This window comes from Nocardioides houyundeii, assembly GCF_002865585.1.
Lineage (GTDB): Bacteria > Actinomycetota > Actinomycetes > Propionibacteriales > Nocardioidaceae > Nocardioides > Nocardioides houyundeii.
This window is the reverse complement of the sequence record NZ_CP025581.1, coordinates 1,645,674-1,667,852: the sequence shown is the minus strand read 5'-3', so window position 1 is coordinate 1,667,852 and position 22,179 is coordinate 1,645,674. Positions and strand designations below refer to the sequence as shown.

At 72.0% G+C, this 22,179-nt stretch carries 22 protein-coding genes; 12 read left to right on the top strand and 10 right to left on the bottom strand.

Features of this window, described 5'->3' with window-relative positions:
* Positions 1–10 precede the first annotated feature (10 nt).
* Positions 11–262: an FAD/NAD(P)-binding protein gene (locus tag C0R66_RS08050; RefSeq protein WP_101524262.1), complete on the top strand. Its 252-nt coding sequence runs from the start codon at positions 11–13 to the stop codon at positions 260–262.
* The gene (locus C0R66_RS18970; RefSeq protein WP_101524261.1) at positions 238–1,341 is read left to right on the top strand and encodes an FAD/NAD(P)-binding protein; all 1,104 of its coding nucleotides are present in this window, start codon (positions 238–240) and stop codon (positions 1,339–1,341) included. The genes C0R66_RS08050 and C0R66_RS18970 overlap by 25 nt, the downstream gene beginning before the upstream one ends.
* Before the next feature lie 10 nt (positions 1,342–1,351).
* Here C0R66_RS18970 and C0R66_RS08040 read toward each other — a convergent pair whose 3' ends face one another.
* A complete protein-coding gene (locus tag C0R66_RS08040) occupies positions 1,352–4,162 on the bottom strand; it encodes an aconitate hydratase (protein WP_101524260.1) in 2,811 nt (936 codons plus the stop codon).
* Positions 4,163–4,364: 202 nt separating this feature from the next.
* On the opposite strand from C0R66_RS08040, the gene C0R66_RS08035 reads away from it, so the two are divergent.
* The 3 genes from C0R66_RS08035 (at position 4,365) to C0R66_RS08025 (ending at position 7,957) form a co-directional block, all read left to right on the top strand.
* Positions 4,365–5,000 (top strand): endonuclease, encoded by a 636-nt coding sequence (locus C0R66_RS08035; protein ID WP_101524259.1) that lies wholly within the window; start codon positions 4,365–4,367, stop codon positions 4,998–5,000.
* 79 nt (positions 5,001–5,079) lie between these two features.
* The gene (locus C0R66_RS08030) at positions 5,080–5,586 is read left to right on the top strand and encodes an SRPBCC family protein (protein WP_101524258.1); all 507 of its coding nucleotides are present in this window, start codon (positions 5,080–5,082) and stop codon (positions 5,584–5,586) included.
* A gap of 97 nt (positions 5,587–5,683) precedes the next feature.
* Positions 5,684–7,957, top strand: a complete 2,274-nt coding sequence (locus tag C0R66_RS08025; protein WP_338418226.1) for an FdhF/YdeP family oxidoreductase — start codon at positions 5,684–5,686, stop codon at positions 7,955–7,957.
* Between the two features lie 30 nt (positions 7,958–7,987).
* Here C0R66_RS08025 and C0R66_RS08020 read toward each other — a convergent pair whose 3' ends face one another.
* The gene (locus tag C0R66_RS08020) at positions 7,988–9,139 is read right to left on the bottom strand and encodes a class I SAM-dependent RNA methyltransferase (RefSeq protein WP_101524256.1); all 1,152 of its coding nucleotides are present in this window, start codon (positions 9,137–9,139) and stop codon (positions 7,988–7,990) included.
* The gene (locus C0R66_RS08015; RefSeq protein WP_241901636.1) at positions 9,136–11,184 is read right to left on the bottom strand and encodes an APC family permease; all 2,049 of its coding nucleotides are present in this window, start codon (positions 11,182–11,184) and stop codon (positions 9,136–9,138) included. Before C0R66_RS08015 ends, C0R66_RS08020 begins: the two co-directional genes overlap by 4 nt.
* 88 nt (positions 11,185–11,272) lie before the next feature.
* On the opposite strand from C0R66_RS08015, the gene C0R66_RS08010 reads away from it, so the two are divergent.
* Both C0R66_RS08010 and C0R66_RS08005 read left to right on the top strand, forming a co-directional pair.
* A complete protein-coding gene (locus C0R66_RS08010; protein WP_420818773.1) occupies positions 11,273–11,920 on the top strand; it encodes a potassium channel family protein in 648 nt (215 codons plus the stop codon).
* 3 nt (positions 11,921–11,923) lie between these two features.
* On the top strand, positions 11,924–12,589 hold the full coding sequence (locus C0R66_RS08005) for a potassium channel family protein (RefSeq protein ID WP_101524253.1): 666 nt from the start codon (positions 11,924–11,926) through the stop codon (positions 12,587–12,589).
* A 15-nt stretch (positions 12,590–12,604) separates the two neighbouring features.
* Here C0R66_RS08005 and C0R66_RS08000 read toward each other — a convergent pair whose 3' ends face one another.
* From C0R66_RS08000 to dut, 4 genes are read right to left on the bottom strand one after another with little or no spacing between them, the layout of a single operon-like run.
* Positions 12,605–13,414, bottom strand: a complete 810-nt coding sequence (locus C0R66_RS08000) for a DUF3159 domain-containing protein (protein ID WP_101524252.1) — start codon at positions 13,412–13,414, stop codon at positions 12,605–12,607.
* Positions 13,411–13,773 (bottom strand): OB-fold nucleic acid binding domain-containing protein, encoded by a 363-nt coding sequence (locus C0R66_RS07995; protein ID WP_101524251.1) that lies wholly within the window; start codon positions 13,771–13,773, stop codon positions 13,411–13,413. Before C0R66_RS07995 ends, C0R66_RS08000 begins: the two co-directional genes overlap by 4 nt.
* Before the next feature lies 1 nt (position 13,774).
* Positions 13,775–14,425 (bottom strand): DUF3710 domain-containing protein, encoded by a 651-nt coding sequence (locus tag C0R66_RS07990; RefSeq protein WP_114422622.1) that lies wholly within the window; start codon positions 14,423–14,425, stop codon positions 13,775–13,777.
* Between the two features lie 10 nt (positions 14,426–14,435).
* Positions 14,436–14,954: a dUTP diphosphatase gene (gene dut / locus C0R66_RS07985; protein ID WP_101526121.1), complete on the bottom strand. Its 519-nt coding sequence runs from the start codon at positions 14,952–14,954 to the stop codon at positions 14,436–14,438.
* A gap of 54 nt (positions 14,955–15,008) precedes the next feature.
* On the opposite strand from dut, the gene C0R66_RS07980 reads away from it, so the two are divergent.
* A complete protein-coding gene (locus C0R66_RS07980; RefSeq protein ID WP_241901634.1) occupies positions 15,009–15,479 on the top strand; it encodes a DUF3093 domain-containing protein in 471 nt (156 codons plus the stop codon).
* A gap of 29 nt (positions 15,480–15,508) precedes the next feature.
* On the top strand, positions 15,509–15,796 hold the full coding sequence (locus C0R66_RS07975) for a DUF4235 domain-containing protein (protein WP_101524248.1): 288 nt from the start codon (positions 15,509–15,511) through the stop codon (positions 15,794–15,796).
* A gap of 1 nt (position 15,797) precedes the next feature.
* Here the strand turns inward: C0R66_RS07975 and C0R66_RS07970 are convergent, their stop codons facing one another.
* Positions 15,798–16,625: an inositol monophosphatase family protein gene (locus C0R66_RS07970; protein ID WP_241901633.1), complete on the bottom strand. Its 828-nt coding sequence runs from the start codon at positions 16,623–16,625 to the stop codon at positions 15,798–15,800.
* Between the two features lie 11 nt (positions 16,626–16,636).
* A complete protein-coding gene (locus C0R66_RS07965) occupies positions 16,637–17,737 on the bottom strand; it encodes a ferrochelatase (protein ID WP_101524246.1) in 1,101 nt (366 codons plus the stop codon).
* A gap of 37 nt (positions 17,738–17,774) precedes the next feature.
* Between C0R66_RS07965 and C0R66_RS07960 the strand changes: the two genes are divergently transcribed.
* Positions 17,775–18,968 carry an MFS transporter gene (locus C0R66_RS07960; protein ID WP_101524245.1) on the top strand — a complete coding sequence of 398 codons (1,194 nt, stop codon included), beginning with the start codon at positions 17,775–17,777 and terminating at the stop codon, positions 18,966–18,968.
* 10 nt (positions 18,969–18,978) lie between these two features.
* Complete coding sequence (locus C0R66_RS07955; RefSeq protein ID WP_101524244.1) at positions 18,979–20,283, top strand: D-arabinono-1,4-lactone oxidase; 1,305 nt, start codon at positions 18,979–18,981, stop codon at positions 20,281–20,283.
* 34 nt (positions 20,284–20,317) lie between these two features.
* Here C0R66_RS07955 and C0R66_RS07950 read toward each other — a convergent pair whose 3' ends face one another.
* Complete coding sequence (locus tag C0R66_RS07950; protein WP_101524243.1) at positions 20,318–20,965, bottom strand: trimeric intracellular cation channel family protein; 648 nt, start codon at positions 20,963–20,965, stop codon at positions 20,318–20,320.
* 173 nt (positions 20,966–21,138) lie between these two features.
* On the opposite strand from C0R66_RS07950, the gene sepH reads away from it, so the two are divergent.
* Complete coding sequence (gene sepH / locus C0R66_RS07945) at positions 21,139–22,173, top strand: septation protein SepH (RefSeq protein ID WP_101524242.1); 1,035 nt, start codon at positions 21,139–21,141, stop codon at positions 22,171–22,173.
* Positions 22,174–22,179 lie beyond the last annotated feature (6 nt).

Genomic DNA, 22,179 nt, shown 5'->3' with positions numbered 1-22,179 from the left:
GGGAGACCCCATGACCATCCTCCGCTCCAGCACCCGGCGACAGCCCCTCCAGGTCGTGGTCGTGGGTGGCGGCGCCGCCGCGGTGATCGCCGCGCTCCACCTCTTCCAGCGCGCCACCCCGGCAGCACCGGTCGACGTGCACCTGGTCGAGCGCTCCCCGGCGTCGGGCCGGGCCTGGCCTACCGGACCGACCACCCCAGGCACACCGTCAACAACTTCGCCGAGCGCCTCAGCGCCGTGGACGGGGACCCCGGGCACCTGATCCGCTGGTGCGCGGCCCGAGGCATGGACCTGGGCGCCCGATCCTTCCCGACGCGCAAGGTCTACGGGCAGTACCTCACCTCGGTGCTCGACGAGGTGGCGGTGCCCGACGGCTCCTCGCTACGCCGGGTCCGGGATCAGGCGATCGACCTGCACCGCACCGAGGAGGGGTGGCAGACCGTGCTCGCCTCAGGCTCCGCGATCCCGGCCGACAAGGTGGTCCTGGCCCTGGGCAACCCTCCCGCGCACCCACAGCCCCACCTGCAGCAGGAGCTGGGCGACCGATTCGTCGCCGACCCCTGGACCGCCGACTGGCGCCCCGCCCTGGCCGGCGTACGACGGGTGCTGCTGCTCGGCACCGGGTTGACGATGCTGGACCTGGCGGTGGAGCTCGAGCACCTGCTGCCCCGGGGCGAGCTGGTGGCCGCCTCCCGCCGGGGCAGGCTGCCCGCGGCACACGTGGTCGAGCCCACTGACGGCAGCGACTGGCGAGACGCGGTGGACGGCGTCCGCGGGTTCGCCAACCAGCTGTGGGCCGGGCTGGAACCCGAGGACCAGTCCCGCTTCGCCAGCACCTACGCCCACGGCTGGGACTTGCACCGGCACCGGATGTCGCCGGCGATGTCGCACCACCTGACCCGGCTGCGCGACAACGGCACGCTGGTGGTCCGCACAGTGCCGGAGGTCTCCCCGGGCGAGTTCGACCTGGTCCTCAACTGCACCGGACCGCGGCCCGTGCCCACGCGGGGCTGGAACCCGCTGGTCGACGCCATGCTCGAACGCGGCCTGGTCCGTCCCCACCGGCTGGGTCTGGGGGTCGACCTGGTGCAGCCCGGCCACCCGGTGGCGGACGACGAGGAGGTGCTCACCGACCTGTTCTGGCTCGGGTCGGCGCGCAAGGGGGCTGGAGTGGGAGGTCGCAGCGATCCCCGACCTGCGTGCCCAGGCGGTGGCACTGGCCGGGGTGGTGGCCACCGCTGCGGAGGCCGCGGCCGACGAGCGGACGCGCGTGCTCCGCTGAGCCCGGACGCACGACGAGGCCGGCCGCGAGAAGTCTCGCGGCCGGCCTCGTCGTGGTGAGGCGGATCGATCAGGCGCGCAGCAGGTTGCGCAGCACGTACTGCATGATGCCGCCGTTGCGGTAGTAGTTGGCCTCACCCGGGGTGTCGATGCGGACGACCGCGTCGAACTCCACGTCGCCGGCCTTCACCTTGACCGTGCGGGGCGTGGTGCCCTCGTTGAGCGCCTCGATGCCGGTGAAGGAGAACGTCTCCTCGCCGGTCAGGCCGAGCGACTCCGCGCTCTGGCCCTCGGGGTACTGCAGCGGGATGACGCCCATGCCGATCAGGTTGGAGCGGTGGATCCGCTCGTAGGACTCGGCGATGACCGCCTTGACGCCCAGCAGCGAGGTGCCCTTGGCCGCCCAGTCACGCGAGGAGCCGGAGCCGTACTCCTTGCCCGCCAGCACGACCAGCGGAGTGCCGGAGGCGATGTAGTTCACCGAGGCGTCGTACACCGTGGTGACGGGGCCGTCGGCCACGGTGAAGTCGCGGGTGAAGCCGCCCTCGGTACCGGGAGCCAGCTGGTTGCGCAGCCGGATGTTGGCGAAGGTGCCCCGGATCATCACCTCGTGGTTGCCGCGCCGCGAGCCGTAGGAGTTGAAGTCGCGCTGGGCCACCCCGTTCTCGGCGAGGTACTTGCCGGCGGGCGAGTCCTTCTTGATGGCACCGGCCGGGCTGATGTGGTCGGTGGTGACCGAGTCGCCCAGCTTGAGCAGGACGCGCGCACCCTCGATGTCGGTGACCGGGACGGGCTCGGCCGGCATGCCGTCGAAGTACGGGGGCTTGCGGACGTAGGTGGACTCGGGGTCCCAGGCGAAGGTCTTGCCCTCGGGGGTGGGCAGCGACCGCCACTGCTCGTCGCCGGCGAAGACGTCGGCGTAGGAGCTGCCGAACATCTCGGAGGTGACGGCGGCGGCGATGGTGTCCTCGACCTCGGACGGCGAGGGCCAGATGTCGGCCAGGAAGACGTCGTTGCCGTCGGCGTCCTGCCCCAGCGGGTCGGTGAAGAGGTCGACGTCCATCGAGCCGGCCAGCGCGTAGGCGACCACCAGCGGCGGCGAGGCCAGGTAGTTCATCTTCACGTCCGGGTTGATCCGGCCCTCGAAGTTGCGGTTGCCCGAGAGCACCGAGACGACCGAGAGGTCCTTCTCGTTCACCGCGGCCGAGACCTCGGGGATCAGCGGTCCGGAGTTGCCGATGCAGGTGGTGCAGCCGTAGCCGACCAGGTTGAAGCCCAGCTTGTCGAGGTACGGCGTGAGGCCGGCCTTCTCGTAGTAGTCCGAGACGACCTTAGAGCCGGGAGCCAGGGTGGTCTTGACCCACGGCTTGCGCTGCAGGCCCTTCTCCACGGCCTTCTTTGCCAGCAGCCCCGCGCCGATCATCACCGACGGGTTGGAGGTGTTGGTGCACGAGGTGATCGCGGCGATCGCCACGGCTCCGTGGTCCAGGGTGAAGCTCGTGCCGTCGTCGAGGGTGACCCGGACCGGGCTGCTCGGACGACCGCCGTCCTTCGGCGCGGCCGAGAGGTGGTCGGTCGGCGCCGCGGAGCCGTTGCCGTTGTGGCTGGGCGGGTCGGAGGCGGGGAAGGACTCCTCGACCTCCTCGTCGTAGCCGCTGGTCTCCTGCTCGCCCTCGTCGACGTAGTCGGCCAGGGCGCCCCGGAAGGACTGCTTGGCGTCGGTGACCTGGATCCGGTCCTGAGGACGCTTCGGCCCCGCGATGGAGGGGACCACGGTGGCCAGGTCGAGCTCGAGCCGCTCGGAGAAGCGGGGCTCGGCCGACGGGTCGTGCCACAGTCCCTGCTCGCGGGCGTAGGACTCCACCAGGGCGAGCTGCTCGGACGAGCGACCGGTGAGCTCGAGGTACTTCAGGGTCTCCTCGTCGATCGGGAAGACCGCGATCGTGGAGCCGAACTCGGGGCTCATGTTGCCGATGGTGGCGCGGTTGGCCAGCGGCAGCACGGAGACGCCGGGGCCGTAGAACTCCACGAACTTGCCGACCACGCCGTGCTGGCGCAGCATCTCGGTGATGGTGAGCACCAGGTCGGTGGCGGTCGACCCCTCGGGCAGGTCGCCGGAGAGCTTGAACCCGACCACGCGGGGGATCAGCATGGACACGGGCTGGCCGAGCATGGCCGCCTCGGCCTCGATGCCGCCCACGCCCCAGCCGACCACGCCGATGCCGTTGACCATCGTGGTGTGGGAGTCGGTGCCCACGCAGGTGTCGGGGTAGGCCTGCAGCACCCCGTCGACCTCGCGGGTGAAGACGGTGCGCGCCAGGTGCTCGATGTTGACCTGGTGCACGATGCCGGTGCCGGGCGGGACGACCTTGAAGTCGTCGAACGCGCCCTGACCCCAGCGCAGGAACTGGTAGCGCTCCCGGTTGCGCTCGTACTCGATCTCGACGTTCCGGCCGAACGCCTCGGGCGTGCCGAACACGTCGGCGATCACGGAGTGGTCGATGACCATCTCGGCGGGAGCCAGCGGGTTGATCTTGGTGGCGTCGCCGCCGAGGTCTGCCATCGCCTCGCGCATGGTGGCCAGGTCGACCACGCAGGGCACGCCGGTGAAGTCCTGCATGATCACCCGGGCGGGGGTGAACTGGATCTCCTTGTCGGGGTCCGCGTCCGCGTCCCAGCCGGCGAGGGCACGGATGTCGTCCGCGGTGATGTTGGCACCGTCCTCGGTGCGCAGCAGGTTCTCCAGCAGAACCTTGAGGCTGAACGGCAGGGAGTCGACGTCGAGGCCGTCACCCGCCACCGCGTTGAGGCGGAAGATCTCGTAGGACTTCCCGTCCACGTCCAGGGTGCCCTTGGCACCGAAGCTGTCCTGACTGACCATCAGTCGCGTCTCCTACCGGGGATTGTGGGTGTCTCACGGTCCATCTTGCCGCCGCCCTCCCGTACGCGGGAAGACAGGGCTGCCTAACTCGGACCGGTGCAACCCGAGAATATCTCTTGACGTCAAGATACACCAGCCGACGGCCGCTCGCTGGACGCCGTGCCACCAGTGATCCACGCCGGGGCTGGGTACAGGTCCCGCCATGAGCGACGCTGACGTGGTCCAGGCCCTCCTCACCCGCCACGGCACGACGTACGCCGAGGCCGCGGGCATCGCCCTGGAGGACGAGCCCGCGCCCCTGTGGCAGCTGCTCGTGCTCAGCCTGCTGCTCTCGGCGCGGATCCGCTCGGAGGTCGCAGTGGCCACCGCCCGCGAGCTGTTCGCTGCCGGCTGCACCACGCCCCCGCGCACCCGCGACCTCCCTCGCCGGTCGCTGGTCGCCGCGCTCGGTCGCGGCGGCTACCGACGCTACGACGAGCGCACGGCCGGCCAGCTCGGCCAGCTGGCCCTCAAGGTGCTCGGCGACCACGCCGGCGACCTGCGCCGGATGCACGAGCGCTGCGAGGACAACACCACGCTCGCGGCCGCCCTGCAGGAGTTCACCGGGATCGGCCCGGCCGGCGCGGCGATCTTCCTCCGCGAGGTCCAGTTCGCGTGGCCCGACGTCGCGCCGTACGCCGACGACCTCGCCGCCCGCGGCGCCCAGCGCCTCGGCCTGCCGACCTCGGCGCAGGACCTGGCCCGTCTCGTGCCGCGCGCGGACCTCCCCCGTCTCGTCGCCGCCTGTGTCCGCGCCGCGCGGGCCACGTCACCGCTCACCGACGTGCCGAGCCCCTGAGGAGGCGGGGACACCTCGGGGGCCGGTCCCGGGTCATTTGGCCCCTGTGCCGCAGCGGCCTGAGGGCTACCGTCGGCTCATGGGTGCCATCGTCGAAGCGGTGCAGGTCGCGGTTCCGCTGCGGACCGCGTACGACCAGTGGACGCAGTACGAGACCTTCCCCCGGTTCATGTCGGTGGTGAAGGAGGTCCACCAGGAGCGGCCCGCCATCACCCGATGGATCCTGGGGTACGGCCCGCTGCGGCGCGCGTACTACGCCGAGACCCTGGAGCAGCATCCCGACTCGCTCGTGGCGTGGCGCGGCCTGGACCGCCGCTTGCGCCACGAGGGCCAGGTCACCTTCCAGGAGCTGGAGCCCGACCTCACCTCGGTGCGGGTGGAGCTGCGCTTCGAGCCACGACGGCTCACGGGTGCGGCGATCGTGCCGGCCGTGCAGCGCCTGATCCGGTCCGAGCTCGGGCACTTCAAGGAGTTCATCGAGGGCATGGGCGAGGCGGGCGAGACCTGGCGCGGCACGATCCGCGACGGACGCGTGCAGCACACCTACGACGCGTCCCCGAGCACTCCCGGATGGCCGCACGGCTGAGGACCGGCGGCGCAGAGCACACGGGTCACCCATCGGCGAGAGGCGGCGCACGACCATGAGGAGATCACCGGAGGAGGAACCGAACGAGGAGCTGTCGGTGACCCCACCCAAGGAATGGGCGGCCGGGGTGCCGGCCGTCACCCACGCCCTGGAGTACTCGCTCGACCAGACCTCCCCGCGGAGGACGGCGCTGACGCTGTTGACGATGAACCAGGTCGACGGCATCGACTGCCCGGGCTGCGCGTGGCCAGACCCAGCGCCGGGTCAACGGCACAAGAACGAGTACTGCGAGAACGGCGCGAAGCACATCAACGACGAGGCGACCACGCGACGGGTCACCCCCGACTTCTTCCGTCGCCACACCGTCGCGGAGCTTGGCCAGCGGTCCGACGAGTGGCTGAACCAGCAGGGTCGCCTCACCGAGCCGATGGTGAAGCGGCCGGGCGCTGAGCACTACGAGCCGATCAGCTGGCACGACGCCCTCCGCCTGCTCGCCGACGAGCTCAACTCCCTGGACTCCCCCGACGAAGCCGCCTTCTACACCTCCGGCCGGGTCAGCAACGAGGCTGCGTTCCTCCTGCAGCTCTTCGCCCGGGCCCTGGGCACCAACAACCTGCCGGACTGCAGCAACCTGTGCCACGAGTCCAGCGGGTCCGCTCTGCACGAGACCCTCGGCATCGGCAAGGGCACGGTGACCCTGCTCGACCTCGAGCACGCCGACCTCGTCCTCGTGGTGGGACAGAACCCCGGAACCAACCATCCCCGACAGCTGTCCGCGCTGGAGCAGACGAAGCTCAACGGTGGTCGCATCATCGCCGTCAACCCGCTGCCCGAGGCCGGCCTGCTGCGGTTCAAGAACCCCCAGAAGCCGCGCGGTGTGGTCGGGCGGGGCGTGCAGATCGCCGACCGCCTCCTGCAGATCCGCCTCGGTGGCGACCTCGCACTCTTCCGGGCCCTGAACCGGCTGCTGCTCGAGGCGGAGGACGCGGCGCCGGGCACGGTCCTGGACCAGGAGTTCATCGACGCCAGCACTGTCGGGTTCGAGGAGTTCAGCCAGCACGTCCGGGCGACCGAGTGGTCCCAGGTCCTCGCCGACACGGGCCTGACCCGCGAGGAGATCGAGGCGGTCCGCGACGAGGTGCTGTGCAGCGACCGGGTCATCGTCTGCTGGGCGATGGGCCTCACCCAGCACCGCCATGCTGTCCCCACGATCCGCGAGATCGTGAACTTCCTGATGTTGCGCGGCAACCTCGGCAAGGCAGGAGCCGGGGCGTGCCCGGTGCGGGGGCACAGCAACGTCCAGGGCGACCGCACGATGGGGATCTGGGAGAAGATGCCCGAAGGGTTCCTCGACTCGCTTCAGCAGGAGTTCGGCTTCGAGCCCCCACGGCACCACGGGCTCGACTCGGTGAACGCCATCCGCGCCATGCACGAGCGCCGGGTGAAGGTCTTCATGGGCGTGGCGGGCAACTTCGTCCGCGCCGCCCCGGACAGCAACTTCACCGAGGAGGCCCTGCGACGGTGTCGGCTCACCGCGCACGTCTCGACCAAGCTCAACCGTTCCCACGTGGTCTGCGGGGACACCGCGCTCATCCTGCCGACGCTCGGGCGGACCGAGCACGACATCCAGGCCACCGGAGAGCAGTTCGTGACCGTCGAGAACTCCATGAGCGAGGTGCACACCTCCCGGGGGCGGCTGGAACCGGCCTCACGCCTGCTGCTCAGCGAGGTCGCCATCCTGAGCCGGCTCGCGCGGCAGACCATCGGGTCCAGGCACGACATCCCGTGGGAGACCTTCGAGGCCGACTACGGGACCATCCGGGACCGGATCTCACGCGTCGTACCCGGCTTCCACGACTTCAACGCCCGCGTCGTCCGCCCCGGCGGCATCCCCCTGCCCAACCCGGTCAACGAAGGAGTCTTTGCCACCCCGGTGGGCAAGGCGGTGTTCACCCGCAACGCCGGCGAAGCCCCGAGGGCACCCGAGGGCCATCTGGTGCTGCAGACGCTGCGCTCCCACGACCAGTGGAACACCGTTCCGTACACCAGCAACGACCGCTACCGAGGGATCCACGGCACCCGTCGGGTGGTGATGGTCAACCCCGAGGATCTCGCCGAGCTCGGCCTCGCCGAGCGGGACCGTGTCGACGTGGTGTCGGTGTGGCCCGACGACGTGGAGCGCCGCGCGGCCGACTACGAGCTCGTCTCCTATCCGACCCCCCGCGGCTGCGCGGCCGCCTACTACCCCGAGACCAACGTGCTGGTCCCGTTGGACAACGTGGACGCGATCAGCAACGAGCCCGCCTCGAAGAGCATCATCGTCCGGCTGGAGCCCGTCGCCGCACGGGGCCAGGCGCCGCCCCCGGGGTGATCGAGCGATCGCGGAGCGCTGCGCCGCAGGTCAGGCCCGGGTCTTCGACAGCAGTGCGACGCACTCGACGTGGTGCGTCATCGGGAACAGGTCGAAGGCCCGCAGCTGCTCGAGCCGGTAGCCGTGCTCGGCGAAGATGGCCAGGTCGCGAGCCAGGGCGGCAGGATCGCACGCCACGTAGGCCACCGCCCGCGGCGCCCGGTCGACCACCTGCTCGACCACCTTGCGGCGGGCGCCCTCGCGAGGCGGATCGAGCACCACGATGTCGAAGGGCTCGTCGTACTCGGTCGACAGCACCTTCTCGACGCCGCCCGCGCTGACCGCCGCCTGCTCCACGCCGGCCAGGTGACCGCGAGCGAGCCTGGCGGCGTCCGCGTCGCCCTCCACCGCGACCACGCGGGCCCGCTCACCGACGCGGTCGGCGAGGAAGCGCGCAAACAGGCCGACCCCGGCGTACAGGTCGAGGACCGACTCGCCGGGCTGGGGGTCCAGCAGGTCCAGCACCGTGGTCACCAGCAGCTCGGGGGCACCCGGGTGGACCTGCCAGAACCCGTCCGGTGCCACCGTGAACTCGCGTCCGGCGACGGTGTGGTCGACCTCGCCGGGCGCGGCGATCAGGCAGTCGTCGATCTCCACCACGTCGTGCGAGCGGTGCTTGCGCATCCCGATGCGTCCTCCGGCCAGAGGCACGAACCGGGTCCTGGTGCGCCACCGCAGGCCGTTGACGTCCCCGGGCACCGGGGCCACCGTGAGCCCCGAGACCAGGGGGTCGTCGGCGGAGAGGCCGGCCAGACGCACGAGCTGCTCGCGGACCACCGTCGCCTTCAGCTCGCGCTGGTGGTCCAGCCTCACGTGCTGGAAGTCGCAGCCCCCGCACAGCCCCGGTCCTGCGAACGGGCACGGCGGCACCACCCGCTCGGGCGCCGGGGAGAGCACCTCCACCGCGTCCCCGCGCCAGAAGCGATCACCCTCGGTGCCCTCGGTGATCTCCACGACCACCCGCTCGCCGGGCAGGGCGTGCCGGGTGAAGACCACCCGCCTGGTCTCCGGGTCGGTCTCTGGATCCGCGACCACCCGCACCACGCAGTGCCCACCGTGGGCGATCGGGCCGACCTCGGCCTCGAAGCGCTCCCCCACTCGCGAGCGACCGCGCGCTGCTCGCTGGCGTGGCCTTCTGGTCATCTGCCCACCTGATTCTGATCGTCGTCCCTGACCACGCGTCCGCGACGCAGGTCTCCTGCCTTCACCCGGTGGTCGTCGCGGCGGCGCCGGTCCCGGGCCGCCTGCGAGGACTCCAGCTGGTAAGGCACCGATGTCACCATGACGCCCGGCGCGAACAACAGGCGCCCCTTGAGTCGCAGCGCGGTCTGGTTGTGCAGCAGCTGCTCCCACCAGCGCCCCACGACGTACTCCGGGATGAACACCGCCACCACCCCGCGCGGGTTCGCCCGCCGGATCTCCAGCGCGTAGTCCACGATCGGGCGGACCACCTCGCGGTACGGCGAGTGCAGGACCTTGAGCGGCACGTCGAGGCGGCGCTCGTCCCACTCGCGGAGCATCTGGTTGGTGGCCCGCGAGTCGATGTCGACGTAGACGGCCTCGAGCACGTTGGGCCGGGTGGCCTTGGCGAAGGCCAGTGCCCGCAGGGTCGGCTTGTGCAGCTTGGAGGTGAGCACGATGGCGTGCACCCGCGTCGGCATCACCTTGTCCTGCTCGTCCGCCGCGAGCTCGAGCTCGACCTCGTCGTAGTGCTTGCCGATCGCGCGCATCACCGTGAAGAACACCAGCATGGCGATGATCGTGATCCAGGCGCCGGCGATGAACTTGGTCAGCAGCACCACCACCAGCACCATCGCGGTCAGCGTCAGGCCGAACGCGTTGATGGCGCGTGAGCGCATCATCTTGCGTCTGGCGGCCGGGTCGTGCTCGGTGCGCAGGTGCCGGGTCCAGTGCCGGATCATCCCCAGCTGGCTGAGGTTGAAGGAGACGAAGACGCCCACGATGTAGAGCTGGATGAGCTTGGTGGTCTCGGCGTCGAAGACCCAGATCAGCAGCATCGACAGCACCGCGAGGAAGACGATGCCGTTGCTGTAGGCCAGCCGGTCGCCGCGCGACCCCAGGGACCGCGGCGCCAGGCCGTCCTGGGCCAGGATCGAGCCCAGCACCGGGAACCCGTTGAAGGCCGTGTTGGCGGCCAGCACCAGGATCACCCCGGTGACGGTGACCACGAAGTAGAAGCCGGGCGGGAAGTGGTCGAAGACGCCCGCGGCGATCTGGGAGATCACCGGGTGCTGCTCGTAGCCCTCGGGCAGCGCGTCCCCGGCCGCCGTGCGCAGCCGGTCCAGCTCGTGCGGGTCGACGTAGCGGATGCTCATCTGCTTGGCGAGCACGATGACGCTCATCATCATCGAGATGGCGATCAGTCCCAGCAGCAGCAGCGTGGTGGCGGCGTTGGTGCTCTTGGGCTTGCGGAAGGCCGGCACGCCGTTGGAGATGGCCTCCACCCCGGTCAGCGCGGCACACCCGGAGGAGAACGCGCGGGCCAGCAGGAAGAACAGCGCCACCTGCCCCAACGGGCCCTCCCAGCCCGCGGCAGGCTCGATGACCAGGTCGGCGCTGTCGGCCTCCGGCAGGTCCCCGGCGAACAGGCGCAGCAGCCCGTAGCCGCACATGCCCAGGATGGCGAGCATGAACAGGTAGGTGGGCACGGCGAAGAACGTCCCCGACTCCCGCACCCCGCGCAGGTTGACCGCGGCCAGCAGCGCCACCGCCGCGACCGCGGCCGTGGCCTCGTGCCCCACCAGCGCCGGGATCGCGCCTGCGGCGTACTGGGAGGCGGAGGAGATGGAGACGGCCACGGTCAGCACGTAGTCCACCAGGAGCGCGCTGCCCACGGTGATCCCCGCGTTGCGCCCCAGGTTCACGGTCGCGACCTCGTAGTCGCCGCCGCCGGAGGGGTAGGCGTGCACCGTCTGGCGGTAGGAGGCCACCACGGTGAGCATCACCAGGGCGACCAGCAGCCCGATCTTCCACGACCAGGCGTACGCCGAGGCGCCGGCCACCGCCAGCATGATGAAGATCTCGTCAGGCGCGTAGGCCACCGAGGAGAGGGCGTCGCTGGCGAAGACCGGCAGCGCGATCCGCTTGGGCAGCAGCGTCTCGCCCAGCTGGGAGCTACGCAGCTTGCGGCCCAGCAGGACCCGCTTCGAGACATCGCCTATTCCCACGTGGCGAAAGGCTATCCCGCCCGAGCCAACCGCGCCGGATCCCCCGCGCACCGGACTGGGATACGGTTCGGGTGTGCATGTCGTGATCATGGGTTGTGGCCGGGTCGGATCGACCTTGGCGCGCAGTCTCGAGGACCGCAACCACACCGTCTCGGTCATCGACAGCGAGCCCGACTCGTTCCGTCGGCTGGGCCCGTCCTTCAACGGCGACAAGGTCACCGGCTACGGCTTCGACCAGGCCGTGCTGGAGAAGGCCGGGATCCGGCGCGCGGACGCCTTCGCCGCCGTCTCCAGCGGGGACAACTCCAACATCATCGCGGCCCGGGTGGCGCGCGAGACCTTCGGGATCCACCAGGTCGTGGCCCGGATCTACGACCCCCGCCGCGCCGAGGTCTACCAGCGGCTGGGCATCACCACGGTGGCCACCGTCAAGTGGACGGCCGACCAGGTGCTCCGGCGGATCCTGCCGGCCGGCGCCGAGCCCGACTTCCGCGACCCCTCGGGCACGATCCGGCTCGACCAGGTGCCGATCCCCGAGCCGTGGATCGGTCAGCGCACCGTCCACTTCCAGGAGCAGACCCGCAGCCGGATCGCCTGGATCGACCGGCTGGGCGAGGGCATGCTGCCGATGCGCCAGACCGTGATCCAGGAGGGCGACGTCCTCCACCTGGTGATCCGCGAGGAGAACGCGGCCGACGCGTACGCCACCATCAACCGCGGACCCGAGGAGGGCTGAGCCATGCGTGTGGCCATCGCCGGAGCAGGTGCCGTGGGACGCTCCATCGCCCGTGAGCTCATCGAGAACGGGCACCAGGTGCTGCTGATCGACCGCAACCCCGAGGCGATCAAGCAGGAGCGGGTGCCGAACGCCGAGTGGCTGCTCGCGGACTGCTGCGAGATGTCCTCGCTGGAGGAGGCGCGCCTGGACAAGTGCGACGTCGTGATCGCCGCGACCGGCGACGACAAGGCCAACCTGGTCACCTCGCTGCTCGCCAAGACCGAGTTCGGCGTCCCCAGGACTGTGGGCCGGGTGAACCACCCGCACAACGAGTGGCTCTTCACCGAGGCCTGGGGGGTCGACGTCAACGTCTCGACGCCCCGGATCATGTCCGCCCTGGTCGAGGAGGCGGTCACGGTCGGCGACCTGGTGCGGCTGTTCACCTTCCGCCAGGGCAACGCCAACCTGGTCGAGATGACGCTGCCCGACGACTCGCCGTACGTCGGCAAGCCGGCGGGCCTGGTTCCGTTCCCCGAGAACTGCGCGCTGGTGACGATCCTGCGCGACGGGCAGGTCTACCCGCCCAGCGACGAGCAGCCCCTGGAGTCCGGGGACGAGCTGCTCTTCGTGGTGGGCGCCGACTCCGAGGCCGAGCTGGAGCAGATGCTCGCCCCGCACCAGCACTGAGGCAGCCGGTGCCGCTCACTCCTCGTGGCGGTCCGGGCTCCCAGCGCTGACCGGGGTGTGGTTGCGCGCCAACAGCCACACCATGAGGGCCAGCGTGGCCAGCTGCAGCGGCCAGCCCAGCCCGATCTTGAGCAGGCCCAGGGTGGCCACCGCCGTGTCCGGGTCCAGGGATCCGGAGTGACCCGCCAGCCAGATCGGCGTCTGCACGGCGACGCGCAGCACGCAGGGAGCCGCCAGCACCCAGGTCAGCAGCGACGTCAGACGCACCAGCTGACGATCCTGGTGCCATGCCGTGGGGTCGCCGGTGACACTGCCCACCATGAAGCCCACCGCGGGCCATCCGACCAGGCAGGTCAGCGCCAGCACGACCGCGTAGCCGCCGTTGTAGAGAATGCCGGGCAGGAAGTACGCCAGCGCCTGGTCCTCCGCTGAGCCGCCGGCAGCGGCGGCGCGGTTGACGAAGAACCAGCCGATGCCGATCCCCACCAGCGCGTTGACGCAGAACTGCACCGTGGAGCGCTGGACCAGCCGGACGGCGAGCATCGCGACGGCGGCGGCGATGCTGACCGTCAGCGCCAGCTGCAGGTCGTCGCCGAGCAGCCAGGTGGCGGTGAACAAGATGGTGGGCACGGCAGCCTCGACCATGCCGCGGCGACCCCCCAGGGCCTGGGCGAGCTGGCGTCGCACGACCGCCTCAACCGTCTCGGTCGCCGAGTCCGCTCCGGGCAGGGAGTCGGCCCGGGGGTCGGGCCGGTGATCGGGCTGGTGGTCGGGCTGGTGGCGGTGCCGGGGGTCGGGCGCCTGCTCCGCCTCGCCTCCGCTCACGGCATCAGCTCGTAGCGCGGGTTGTACATGATGCGTCGCCCGTCGTGGAGCCCGATCCGGCCGGCCACGGACATCGCCCGTCCAGGCTCGATGCCGGCGATCCGACGCCTGCCGAGCCACACGATGGTCACCACACCGGTGCCGTCGTCCAGGTCGGCCTCCAGGGCCGGTACCCCACCCCGGGGACGCAGGGTCACGGTGCGCAGGGTGCCGCGCAGCTGGACGGGCTCACGGTCGGGCGCGTGGCTGATCGGCGCCACGTCGTCTCCCCCGTGAGCCTCGCGGAGGTCGCGCACCTCCTGGTCGCCGCTGTCGGCCCAACGGGAGATGCTGCGACGCAGCCGGCTGCGCACCGCCATGTCACTGAGCCCGGCGGGCGTTGTCGGGCAGCACGAACGGCAGCGGCCGGCCCACGGGCATCGCCTGGTCACCGCGCCGGACCGCCACCAGCGACAGGGCGTCCTCCCAGTCCTGGGCGGACTCGGGCTCGACCGCCGGCCGGCCCAGCAGCGAGACCCGCAGGAACCAGCGCGCCCCGTTGATCCCGATGATGCGGGAGGGCTGCACCGCGTCGGTGCCGTCCTCCCGCTTGACCGGCATCTGGCACGCCAGCTCGGTGCCGAAGCGCCCCTCGCGCTCGACCGAGGTCCCCCCGCGGCGAGCGATGTCCTCGGCGATCTGCGGGCGGACGTCGGACCACAGGTCCCCGTTGCGCGGGGCGGAGAACACCTGGAACTCCATGGCCCCGTCCGGACCTGCCATCATCACCGACTGGACCGCGCCGGTCTCCTCGTTGACCTGCAGTCGCAGCTCGAAGCCGGGCGCAGGGGCGAGCAGGAGGGCACCGACGTCGACCCGCTCGAGGCCGTCGTGCACCTCGGAGACGTCGTACGGGCCCGAGCCGGCGGTGGGCTGGGAGTCCGAGGTGTCCCCGGCCTCACCGGGCTCCTGCGGCGCCTGGGCCGCGTGCTCGGGCTCAGCTGCGGCTTCGGACTTGCGACGGAACTTCACGACCTGCCTCCTACGTCTCGGGGGAGCCTGACGCGGGTTGACCGCCCGGCGTCGGGTCCGGTGCGCGAAAGCCCCCTGTAGAACCGTAGCCCCCGGCGCCACGGACCGAGTCGGGGAGTTCACCGACCTCGACGAAGCGAGCGCGCTCGACCCGCTGGACGACCAGCTGGGCGATCCGGTCCCCGCGCCGCAGCTCGACCGGCTCACGCAGGTCGTGGTTCACCAGCAGCACCTTGATCTCGCCCCGGTAGCCGGCGTCGACGGTGCCGGGCGTGTTGACCACGGAGAGGCCGTGCCTGGCGGCCAACCCCGACCGCGGGTGCACCAGGCCCACGAAGCCCGAGGGCAGCGCGATGGAGATCCCGGTGGGGACCAGGGTGCGCTCGCCGGGCTCCAGCCGCACGTCGACCGTCGTCCTGAGATCGGCCCCCGCGTCCCCGGGATGCTCGTAGGAGGGAGGCGGCAGGTCGGGGTCCAGCCGGACGATCAGCACCTCGAGGTCCTGGTCGTCGCGCGGGGAGTCGGTCACGGCGGCACACCCTACCTGCGCCCCGCGCTACCCCGCCCGCCTACTGTTGTCCTCGTGGAGTACGCCGAACGCCTGCACGTGCCGCTGCGGTGGTGGGTCCAGGGGACGATGATGATCGCCAGCCTGTGGCTGGCCCTGATCGTGGCGATCCCCGGTGCCGCCGCCTGGGCCATCACCGGCGCTGCGGCCCTGGTGCTGGCTGCCGGGTTCCTGGCCTACGGTGCACGCGTCACCGTGGCCGGAGGCGAGCTGCACGCCGGGCGCGCCCACGTCCCCCTCGAGCACGTCGGCACGGCCGAGCCGCTGGACGCCGACGCCACGCGAGCACTCGCCGGCGTCGACGCTGACGCCCGGGCCTACCTGGTGCTGCGCCCCTACCTCAAGCGGGCGGTCCGGATCGAGATCACCGACCCCGCCGACCCGACGCCGTACTGGCTGGTCAGCAGCCGCCGTCCCGCCGAGCTGGCCGAGGCCCTCACCCGGGCCGCAGCGGCACCGCGCATGTCCGACCCCGCCGCTGGGTAGGGTCACGACCAGACCTCAGGAGGAACACCATGGCATCAGGCTCGAAGTTCTGGACCGTCTTCTCGCTCGGCTCGGCCCTCGGCGCGGCGGCGTTGGCGAAGAAGTCGCTCAACACCACGTGGCGGGCGGCCACCGGCAAGAACCCGCCGGAGAACCCGGCAGACCCCGATGTCGACCTGTGGGAGGCGGTGGCCTGGGCCGCGGTGAGCGGACTGGCCGTCGGGCTGGCGCGGATGCTGGCCCAGCGTCGCGCCGCCAACTACTACACCCGCTCCACCGGCCACCTGCCGCCCGACCTGCAGAAGGACGGCAAGTAGCTCAGGCCAGGAACCCGGTCTGCCGCAGCAGCGCCACCAGGTCGTCCCAGCCCTGGGCCGGTGAGGCCACCAGCACCGAGTCCTCGCTCGTGAGGCGGTGCGGAGCCGGTGCGCCCGCCAGGACGGCGAACCGGCCGCCGGCCTCGGTGACCACCAGCGAACCCGCCGCCCAGTCCCAGGGCCGGGGACCGTCCTCGACGTAGCCGTCGGCCGTGCCCTCGGCCACGTGGCACAGGTCGAGCGCGCACGAGCCCATCCGGCGGATGTCGCGCACCCGGGGCAGCAGCCGGGCCACGCAGGCGCCCTGGTGGGCCCGCACGTCGGGCCGGTAGCCGAACCCGGTGAGCAGCAGCCGCTCCGGGACCGGCGGCGAGGGACGCACCCGCAGGGGCACGCCGTCGCGCGTCGCGCCGTGGCCGAGCGCTGCGGCGTAGAGCACGTCCTTGGCGACGTCGACGACGACGCCCGCCACCACCTCGCCGTCCACCTCGGCGGCCAGCGAGACGGCGTACTCGCCGATGCCGTAGAGCAGGTTGACGGTGCCGTCGACCGGGTCGACGATCCAGCGCACCCCGCTGGTGCCCTCGGTGTCGCCCTCCTCCTCCCCCAGCACGGCATCCTGGGGTCGAGCGGCCAGCAGCCGGGCGCGCACCAGCTCCTCGCACGCTCGGTCCACCTCGGTGACCACGTCGACGGGGCTGGACTTGGTGGCGGAGACCGAGACGGTGCCGGTGGCCAGGGTGCGCACCAGCCCTGCCGCCTCCGTGCCGATCTCGATCGCCAGGTCTCGCAGCGCGAGCGCCTGGTCGCTCCCGGAAGGCAGCGTCATTCCGGCAGCCGTCATTCCGGCAGGCCGCACAGGGCCGGCCGCGGCCCCCGCGGGTTCGGGCAGCAGCCCGGCGCACAGAGGTCCTGCCAGGGACCCATGGAGCCCACGCTCTGACGGTGCGGCTGCTCCCCGCGCTCGACCGCGGCGCGCTCGACGAGGAGGTCGCGCACCATCGCCACGAACCGCGGGTCGATGCCGGGGGTTCCCGCCCGGACCGCGGTGATGCCCAGCTTCGTCGCCGTCGCCATGGCCTCGGTGTCGAGGTCGAAGATGACCTCCATGTGGTCGGAGACGAAGCCGATCGGGACCATCACCACCGCTCGGGTGCCGCGGCGGGCCAGGGCCTCCAGGTGGTCGTTGACGTCCGGCTCCAGCCAGGGGACGTGCGGGGCGCCGGAGCGCGAGCAGTAGACCAGGTCGTGGTGCGGCCGGACGCCGATCTCCTGGCGCACCCGTTCCACCACCTCCTCCATCACGCTGCGGTGCTGGAGGACGTAGGCGTTGCCCGCGGGACCGCTCTGCTCGGCCATCGACACCGGGATGGAGTGGGTCACGAAGACCAGCACCGCGGTGTCGCGCAGGTCCTCGGGCAGGTCGGCCAGCGAGGCCAGCGTCGCGTCGACGACCGGCTCGACGAACCCGGGGTGGTTGAAGTACTGCCGCAGCCGGTCGAGCCGGGGTGCTCCCTCGACCTCCGCCTCGGCGTCGGCCAGGTTCTCCCGGTACTGGCGACAGGACGAGTACGAGGAGTACGCCGACGTGGGCAGCACGGCGGCCCGGGTGATCCCGTCGGCAGCCATCTGCCGCACCGTGTCGACCAGGAAGGGGTCCCAGTTGCGGTTTCCCCAGTAGATCGGGAGGTCCACGCCCGCCCCGGCCAGGTCCTCGCGCAGCGCCGCCAGCAGGGCCCGGTTCTGGTCGTTGATGGGCGACCGGCCGCCGAACCGGAAGTAGTGCTCACCGACCTCCTCGAGCCGCTCTCGCGGGATCCCCCGGCCCCGGGTGACGTTCTCCAGGAAGGGCACCACGTCCTCGGGCTTCTCGGGTCCTCCGAAGGAGAGCAGGAGCAGTGCGTCGTAGGGAGCCACGTCCGGGGCCACGAGAGGCGTCATGCGCCCATCGTAGGGAGAGCACCTAAGGTACGCGGAGATGCTCGATTCATACCGCCGGGTGCTGAGCCGCCCGGGTGCCCTCCGCTTCAGCGCCGCCGCCCTGGTGGCGCGCCTGCCCGTCTCCATGGTCAGCCTGGGAATCGTGCTGCTCGTGGAGGGCGAGACCGGCTCCTACGGGCTGGCCGGCACCGTCTCGGCCACCTACGTGCTGGCCGAGGCGGCGATGGCGCTGCTCCACGGCAGATGGCTCGACGCCCACGGCCAGTCCCGTGTGCTGCCACTGGCCATCTCCGTCTTCGGCGCCGCCCTGGCGCTGATGGTGCTGGCGGTGGAGCAGTCCTGGCCGGTGGCGGCGACGTACGTCTTCGCGGCCATCGCGGGAGGCTCCCTCCCCCAGGTGGGTGCCAGCGTCCGGGCACGCTGGTCGAACCTGCTCTCCGACACGCAGGAGGTGCAGACCGCCTACGCCCTGGAGTCGGTCCTGGACGAGGTCGTGTTCATGGTCGGGCCGGTGGCGGTCACCGTCCTGGCCACGCTCTGGCATCCGGTGGCCGGGCTGGCGGTGGCCGTGGTGACCGGGGTGGCCGGCACCTTCGCCTACGCCGCCCAACGCGACACCGAGCCCACGCCGCACGGGCGGCGCGCCGCCGCCGAGCGCCCGGCCATGCCCTGGGGCGTGGTGGCGCCGCTGGCGGTGGTCAGTCTGGCGCTCGGCACCCTCTTCGGGGTCGCCGAGGTCGCCACCGTGGCCTTCGCCGACGAGCGCAACCACCCCGCCGCGGCTGGTGTGCTGCTGGCCGCGTGGGCGCTGGGCAGCCTGGTGGGCGGGCTGGTGACCGGTGTGGTCGCCTGGCAGCGAGGGCCGGCGGTGCGGGTGCGGGTCGGCATCGTCGTGATGACGCTGAGCATGGTGCCGCTGGCGCTGGTCGACTCCGTGCCGCTGATGGCGGTGCTGCTGCTGGTCAGCGGGGGCGCGGTCGCCCCGACCCTGATCGCCACGCTCAGCATGGTGGAGCGCTCGGTGCCGCCCGGTCGGCTCACCGAGGGGCTGGCGGTCCTGCACACCGGCCTGGTGGCCGGGGTGGCGCCCGGCGCCTCGGCAGCGGGCTTCGTGATCGACCACCAGGGCGCGTCCCCGGCGTACCTGGTGGCGGTGGCCGCCGGGCTCGTCGGCGCCGTCGCCGCGCAGTGGACCCGTCGGTCCGAGGACCGGAGCGGCGCCAAGCACTAGCCTGCGGGTCATGACGCGTTGGACGAACTGGTCGGGGCTGGAGTCGGCGGAGCCCACGCAGGTGCTCGACCCGAGGACCGTCGCCGACGTGGTCACCGCGATCTCCCGGGCACGGGAGTCCGGCACCGGGGTCAAGATGGTCGGCTCCGGGCACAGCTTCACCGGCATCTCGGCACCCGAGCACACCATGCTCCGGCCCGGCGGCCTGTCCGGGATCCTGTCGGTCGACCGGCGCGCCATGACCGTCACTGCTGGAGCCGGCACCCTGTTGAAGACCCTGAACGCCGAGCTGGAGCGTCTCGGACTCTCGCTGCACAACATGGGGGACATCGCCGAGCAGACCCTCGCCGGAGCGATCTCGACCGGGACCCACGGCAGCGGCGGCATCGCCGCGGGACTGGCCGCCCAGGTGGTGGGCCTGGAGATGGTGACCGGGACCGGGGAGGTCCTGGCGGCGGACCGGACCACCAACCCCGAGGTCCTCGACCTCGCCCGGCTCGGTCTCGGCGCCCTCGGCGTGCTGACCAGCCTCACCTTCGCGGTGGAGCCACTGCTCCTACTCCAGGCCACCGAGCGGCCCATCGGATGGGCCGAGCTGCTGGAGCGCCACGACGAGCTCGTCGCCACGCACCACCACGTCGACGTGCACTGGTTCCCGCACAGCGAGGGCGCGCTCCTCAAGGCCAACACCCGCCTCGCCGACGACGTGGGGACCGCCCGGCCGCTCGCCCCGTGGTCGAGCTGGCTGGACGACGAGCTGCTCTCCAACACCGTCTTCGGCTTGACCACCCGCCTCGGCAACCGGTTCCCCCCGGTGGTCCCGGCGGTGAACCGGGTCTCCTCCCGCGCGCTGTCGGCCCGGACCTACTCCGACGTCGCCCACAAGGTCTTCGTCTCCACCCGCCGGGTGCGCTTCCGCGAGATGGAGTACGCCGTGCCGCGCGCCGCCGGCCTCGCCGCGCTCGCCGAGGCGCGCCGCGTGATCGACGCCCACGACTGGCGCATCGGCTTCCCCGTGGAGATCCGGACCGCCCCGGCGGACGACGTGCCGCTGTCCACCGCCTACCGGCAGGACTCGACCTACCTGGCCTTCCACGTGCCGCGGGAGGTCGACCACACCGCGTACTTCGCCGCCATGGAGTCGGTGATGCGCGCCCACGGAGGACGTCCGCACTGGGGCAAGCTGCACTCCCTGGACGCCACGGCACTGGGCGAGCTGCATCCCTGCCTGGACGACTTCACCGCGCTGCGGGACCGCCTGGACCCCGACCGGGTGTTCGCCAACGGCTACCTGCGGCGGGTCCTGGGCTCCTGACCCGCGGCCGGGTGGCCGGCCCGCCGCGGACCGCTCAGACGCTGGCCGGACCGGCGGGCATGGGGGCCTGCCAGTTGCGCCACAGCGCCAGCAGCCGCCAGCTGAGACACACCCCCGCACCCGCCGGCGCGATCACCCACCACGGCTGGTCCAGCCTCTCGGCGAGCACCGCGACCGCGGCGCCGGCCAGGGCGGGGATGGCGTACAGCTCGCCGCGCAGCACGATCGGGATCCGGCCCGCGAGCAGGTCGCGCACCATGCCGCCACCGATCCCGGTGATCATGCCGAGCAGGGCCGCCGGCAGTGGCCCGAGGCCGTAGTCCAGCGCCTTCAGCGCCCCGGTGACACAGAACAGCGCCAGCCCGAAGGCGTCGAAGACGTTCACCACGCGCTCGGCCCGGCCCACGGCCGGATGGAAGGCGAAGGTCAGGAGCCCTGCCGCCAACGGCACCGTCAGGTAACGCCAGTCGGTGAGCGTCTCCGGCGGGGCCGCACCGATCAGCACGTCGCGGATCCAGCCTCCACCGAGCCCGGTCGCCCCGGCCAGCACCAGGCACCCGAAGACGTCCAGCTGCTTGCGCACCGCGACCAGGGCGCCGGAGATCGCGAAGACGAAGATCCCGGCGAGGTCCATCAGCACGAGCACCGTCTGGTGCTGGGCGGCGACGGCCAGGACGGTCATGCCCGGAGGCTACAGCGGCCCGGACCACGCGCGGTCGGCGGAGACGTCACGGCGGCGGTCCGGGGGGCGCGCCGCATGATGTGTCTCCTCGCGCTCGGCGCTGGCGTAGGCTCGACCCACCGGAGAGACATGCCCCGGCAATCCGGGGCGGACAAGGGCAGGAGCAGTGCACGATGGCGCACCTCACGCTCGTCGGGTTGAGCGATGACCGCACGCGGTTGCTGCTCGTCGACGACACAGGCGTGGAGCACACCGTCGATGTCGACGCCCCGCTCCGGGCCGCGCTCCGCGCCACCGAACAACGCCCCGGCCACTTGGAGAAACGAATGGACAGCGCCATCCGCCCCCGTGACATCCAGGCCCGGATCCGGGCCGGCGAGACGCCCGAGGCCGTGGCCGAGGCCGCTGACTCGACGGTGGAGAAGATCATGATCTACGCGGCCCCGGTGCTGGCCGAGCGAGAGCACGTGGCCGGCCGGGCCCAGCTGTCCTCGGTGCGACGCCGCTCGGCCGAGGGCAGCGGTTCCCTGGGAGGGGGACGCAGCCTGGGCGAGACCGTCTCCGCACACCTGCGCGCCAGCCACATCGACCCGGGCGCGGTGGAGTGGGACGCCTGGCGCCGCGAGGACGGGCGCTGGACCCTGGTCGGCACCTTCAGCACGGAGCAGCGCTCCGGCCGGGCGACGTTCTCCTACGACGTCCCCGGCAACTACGTCACGGTCGACGACGACGACGCGCGCTGGCTGGTCGGCGAGGCGACCGCCGCGGTCGAGACGGACGCACCCTCCGCCCCGGAGGCCCCCGTGCGGCGCCGCCTCAGCTCGGTGCCCACCGACGAGCTCCCCCTCGGCGACGACGCCATCGAGCTGGTCTCGGAGGACCCGGCCCCGGAGCACGAGGACCGGCAGCGCCAGGCGCGCGTCGACCACGAGGACGACGCCACCATGGACCTCACCGACTCGTTGCCCCTGGAGGGTCTCGACGAGGGCCCGGCCAAGGAGCCGGGCCAGGACCCGCGCAAGGACCCGGCTCGGGAGACGGGCCGGGAGACGGGCGCGGACCCGGCCGCCGCGGACGCGGCACCGGCCGAGGAGCCCGCCAGCGCCAAGCCGGAGGAGGCCCCCCGCCGTCCGGTGAAGAAGAGCCGCGGGCGCGCCTCCGTGCCGAGCTGGGACGAGATCATGTTCGGCGGGGGCACCGGCGACTGAGGCTGG

Excerpts from the sequence above, each read along its gene's own strand:
- C0R66_RS07955 (WP_101524244.1), top strand. The coding sequence starts at position 18,979 with ATGACGCGTTGGACGAACTGGTCGGGGCTGGAGTCGGCGGAGCCCACG.
- C0R66_RS07965 (WP_101524246.1), bottom strand. The coding sequence starts at position 17,737 with ATGACGCCTCTCGTGGCCCCGGACGTGGCTCCCTACGACGCACTGCTC.
- C0R66_RS08010 (WP_420818773.1), top strand. The coding sequence starts at position 11,273 with ATGGGTTGTGGCCGGGTCGGATCGACCTTGGCGCGCAGTCTCGAGGAC.
- C0R66_RS08035 (WP_101524259.1), top strand. The coding sequence starts at position 4,365 with ATGAGCGACGCTGACGTGGTCCAGGCCCTCCTCACCCGCCACGGCACG.
- C0R66_RS07960 (WP_101524245.1), top strand. The coding sequence starts at position 17,775 with ATGCTCGATTCATACCGCCGGGTGCTGAGCCGCCCGGGTGCCCTCCGC.
- C0R66_RS08005 (WP_101524253.1), top strand. The coding sequence starts at position 11,924 with ATGCGTGTGGCCATCGCCGGAGCAGGTGCCGTGGGACGCTCCATCGCC.
- C0R66_RS07950 (WP_101524243.1), bottom strand. The coding sequence starts at position 20,965 with ATGACCGTCCTGGCCGTCGCCGCCCAGCACCAGACGGTGCTCGTGCTG.
- C0R66_RS08030 (WP_101524258.1), top strand. The coding sequence starts at position 5,080 with ATGGGTGCCATCGTCGAAGCGGTGCAGGTCGCGGTTCCGCTGCGGACC.
- C0R66_RS07970 (WP_241901633.1), bottom strand. The coding sequence starts at position 16,625 with ATGACGCTGCCTTCCGGGAGCGACCAGGCGCTCGCGCTGCGAGACCTG.
- sepH (WP_101524242.1), top strand. The coding sequence starts at position 21,139 with ATGGCGCACCTCACGCTCGTCGGGTTGAGCGATGACCGCACGCGGTTG.
- C0R66_RS08020 (WP_101524256.1), bottom strand. The coding sequence starts at position 9,139 with ATGACCAGAAGGCCACGCCAGCGAGCAGCGCGCGGTCGCTCGCGAGTG.
- C0R66_RS07975 (WP_101524248.1), top strand. The coding sequence starts at position 15,509 with ATGGCATCAGGCTCGAAGTTCTGGACCGTCTTCTCGCTCGGCTCGGCC.
- C0R66_RS08050 (WP_101524262.1), top strand. The coding sequence starts at position 11 with ATGACCATCCTCCGCTCCAGCACCCGGCGACAGCCCCTCCAGGTCGTG.
- C0R66_RS07995 (WP_101524251.1), bottom strand. The coding sequence starts at position 13,773 with ATGGCGGTGCGCAGCCGGCTGCGTCGCAGCATCTCCCGTTGGGCCGAC.
- C0R66_RS08040 (WP_101524260.1), bottom strand. The coding sequence starts at position 4,162 with ATGGTCAGTCAGGACAGCTTCGGTGCCAAGGGCACCCTGGACGTGGAC.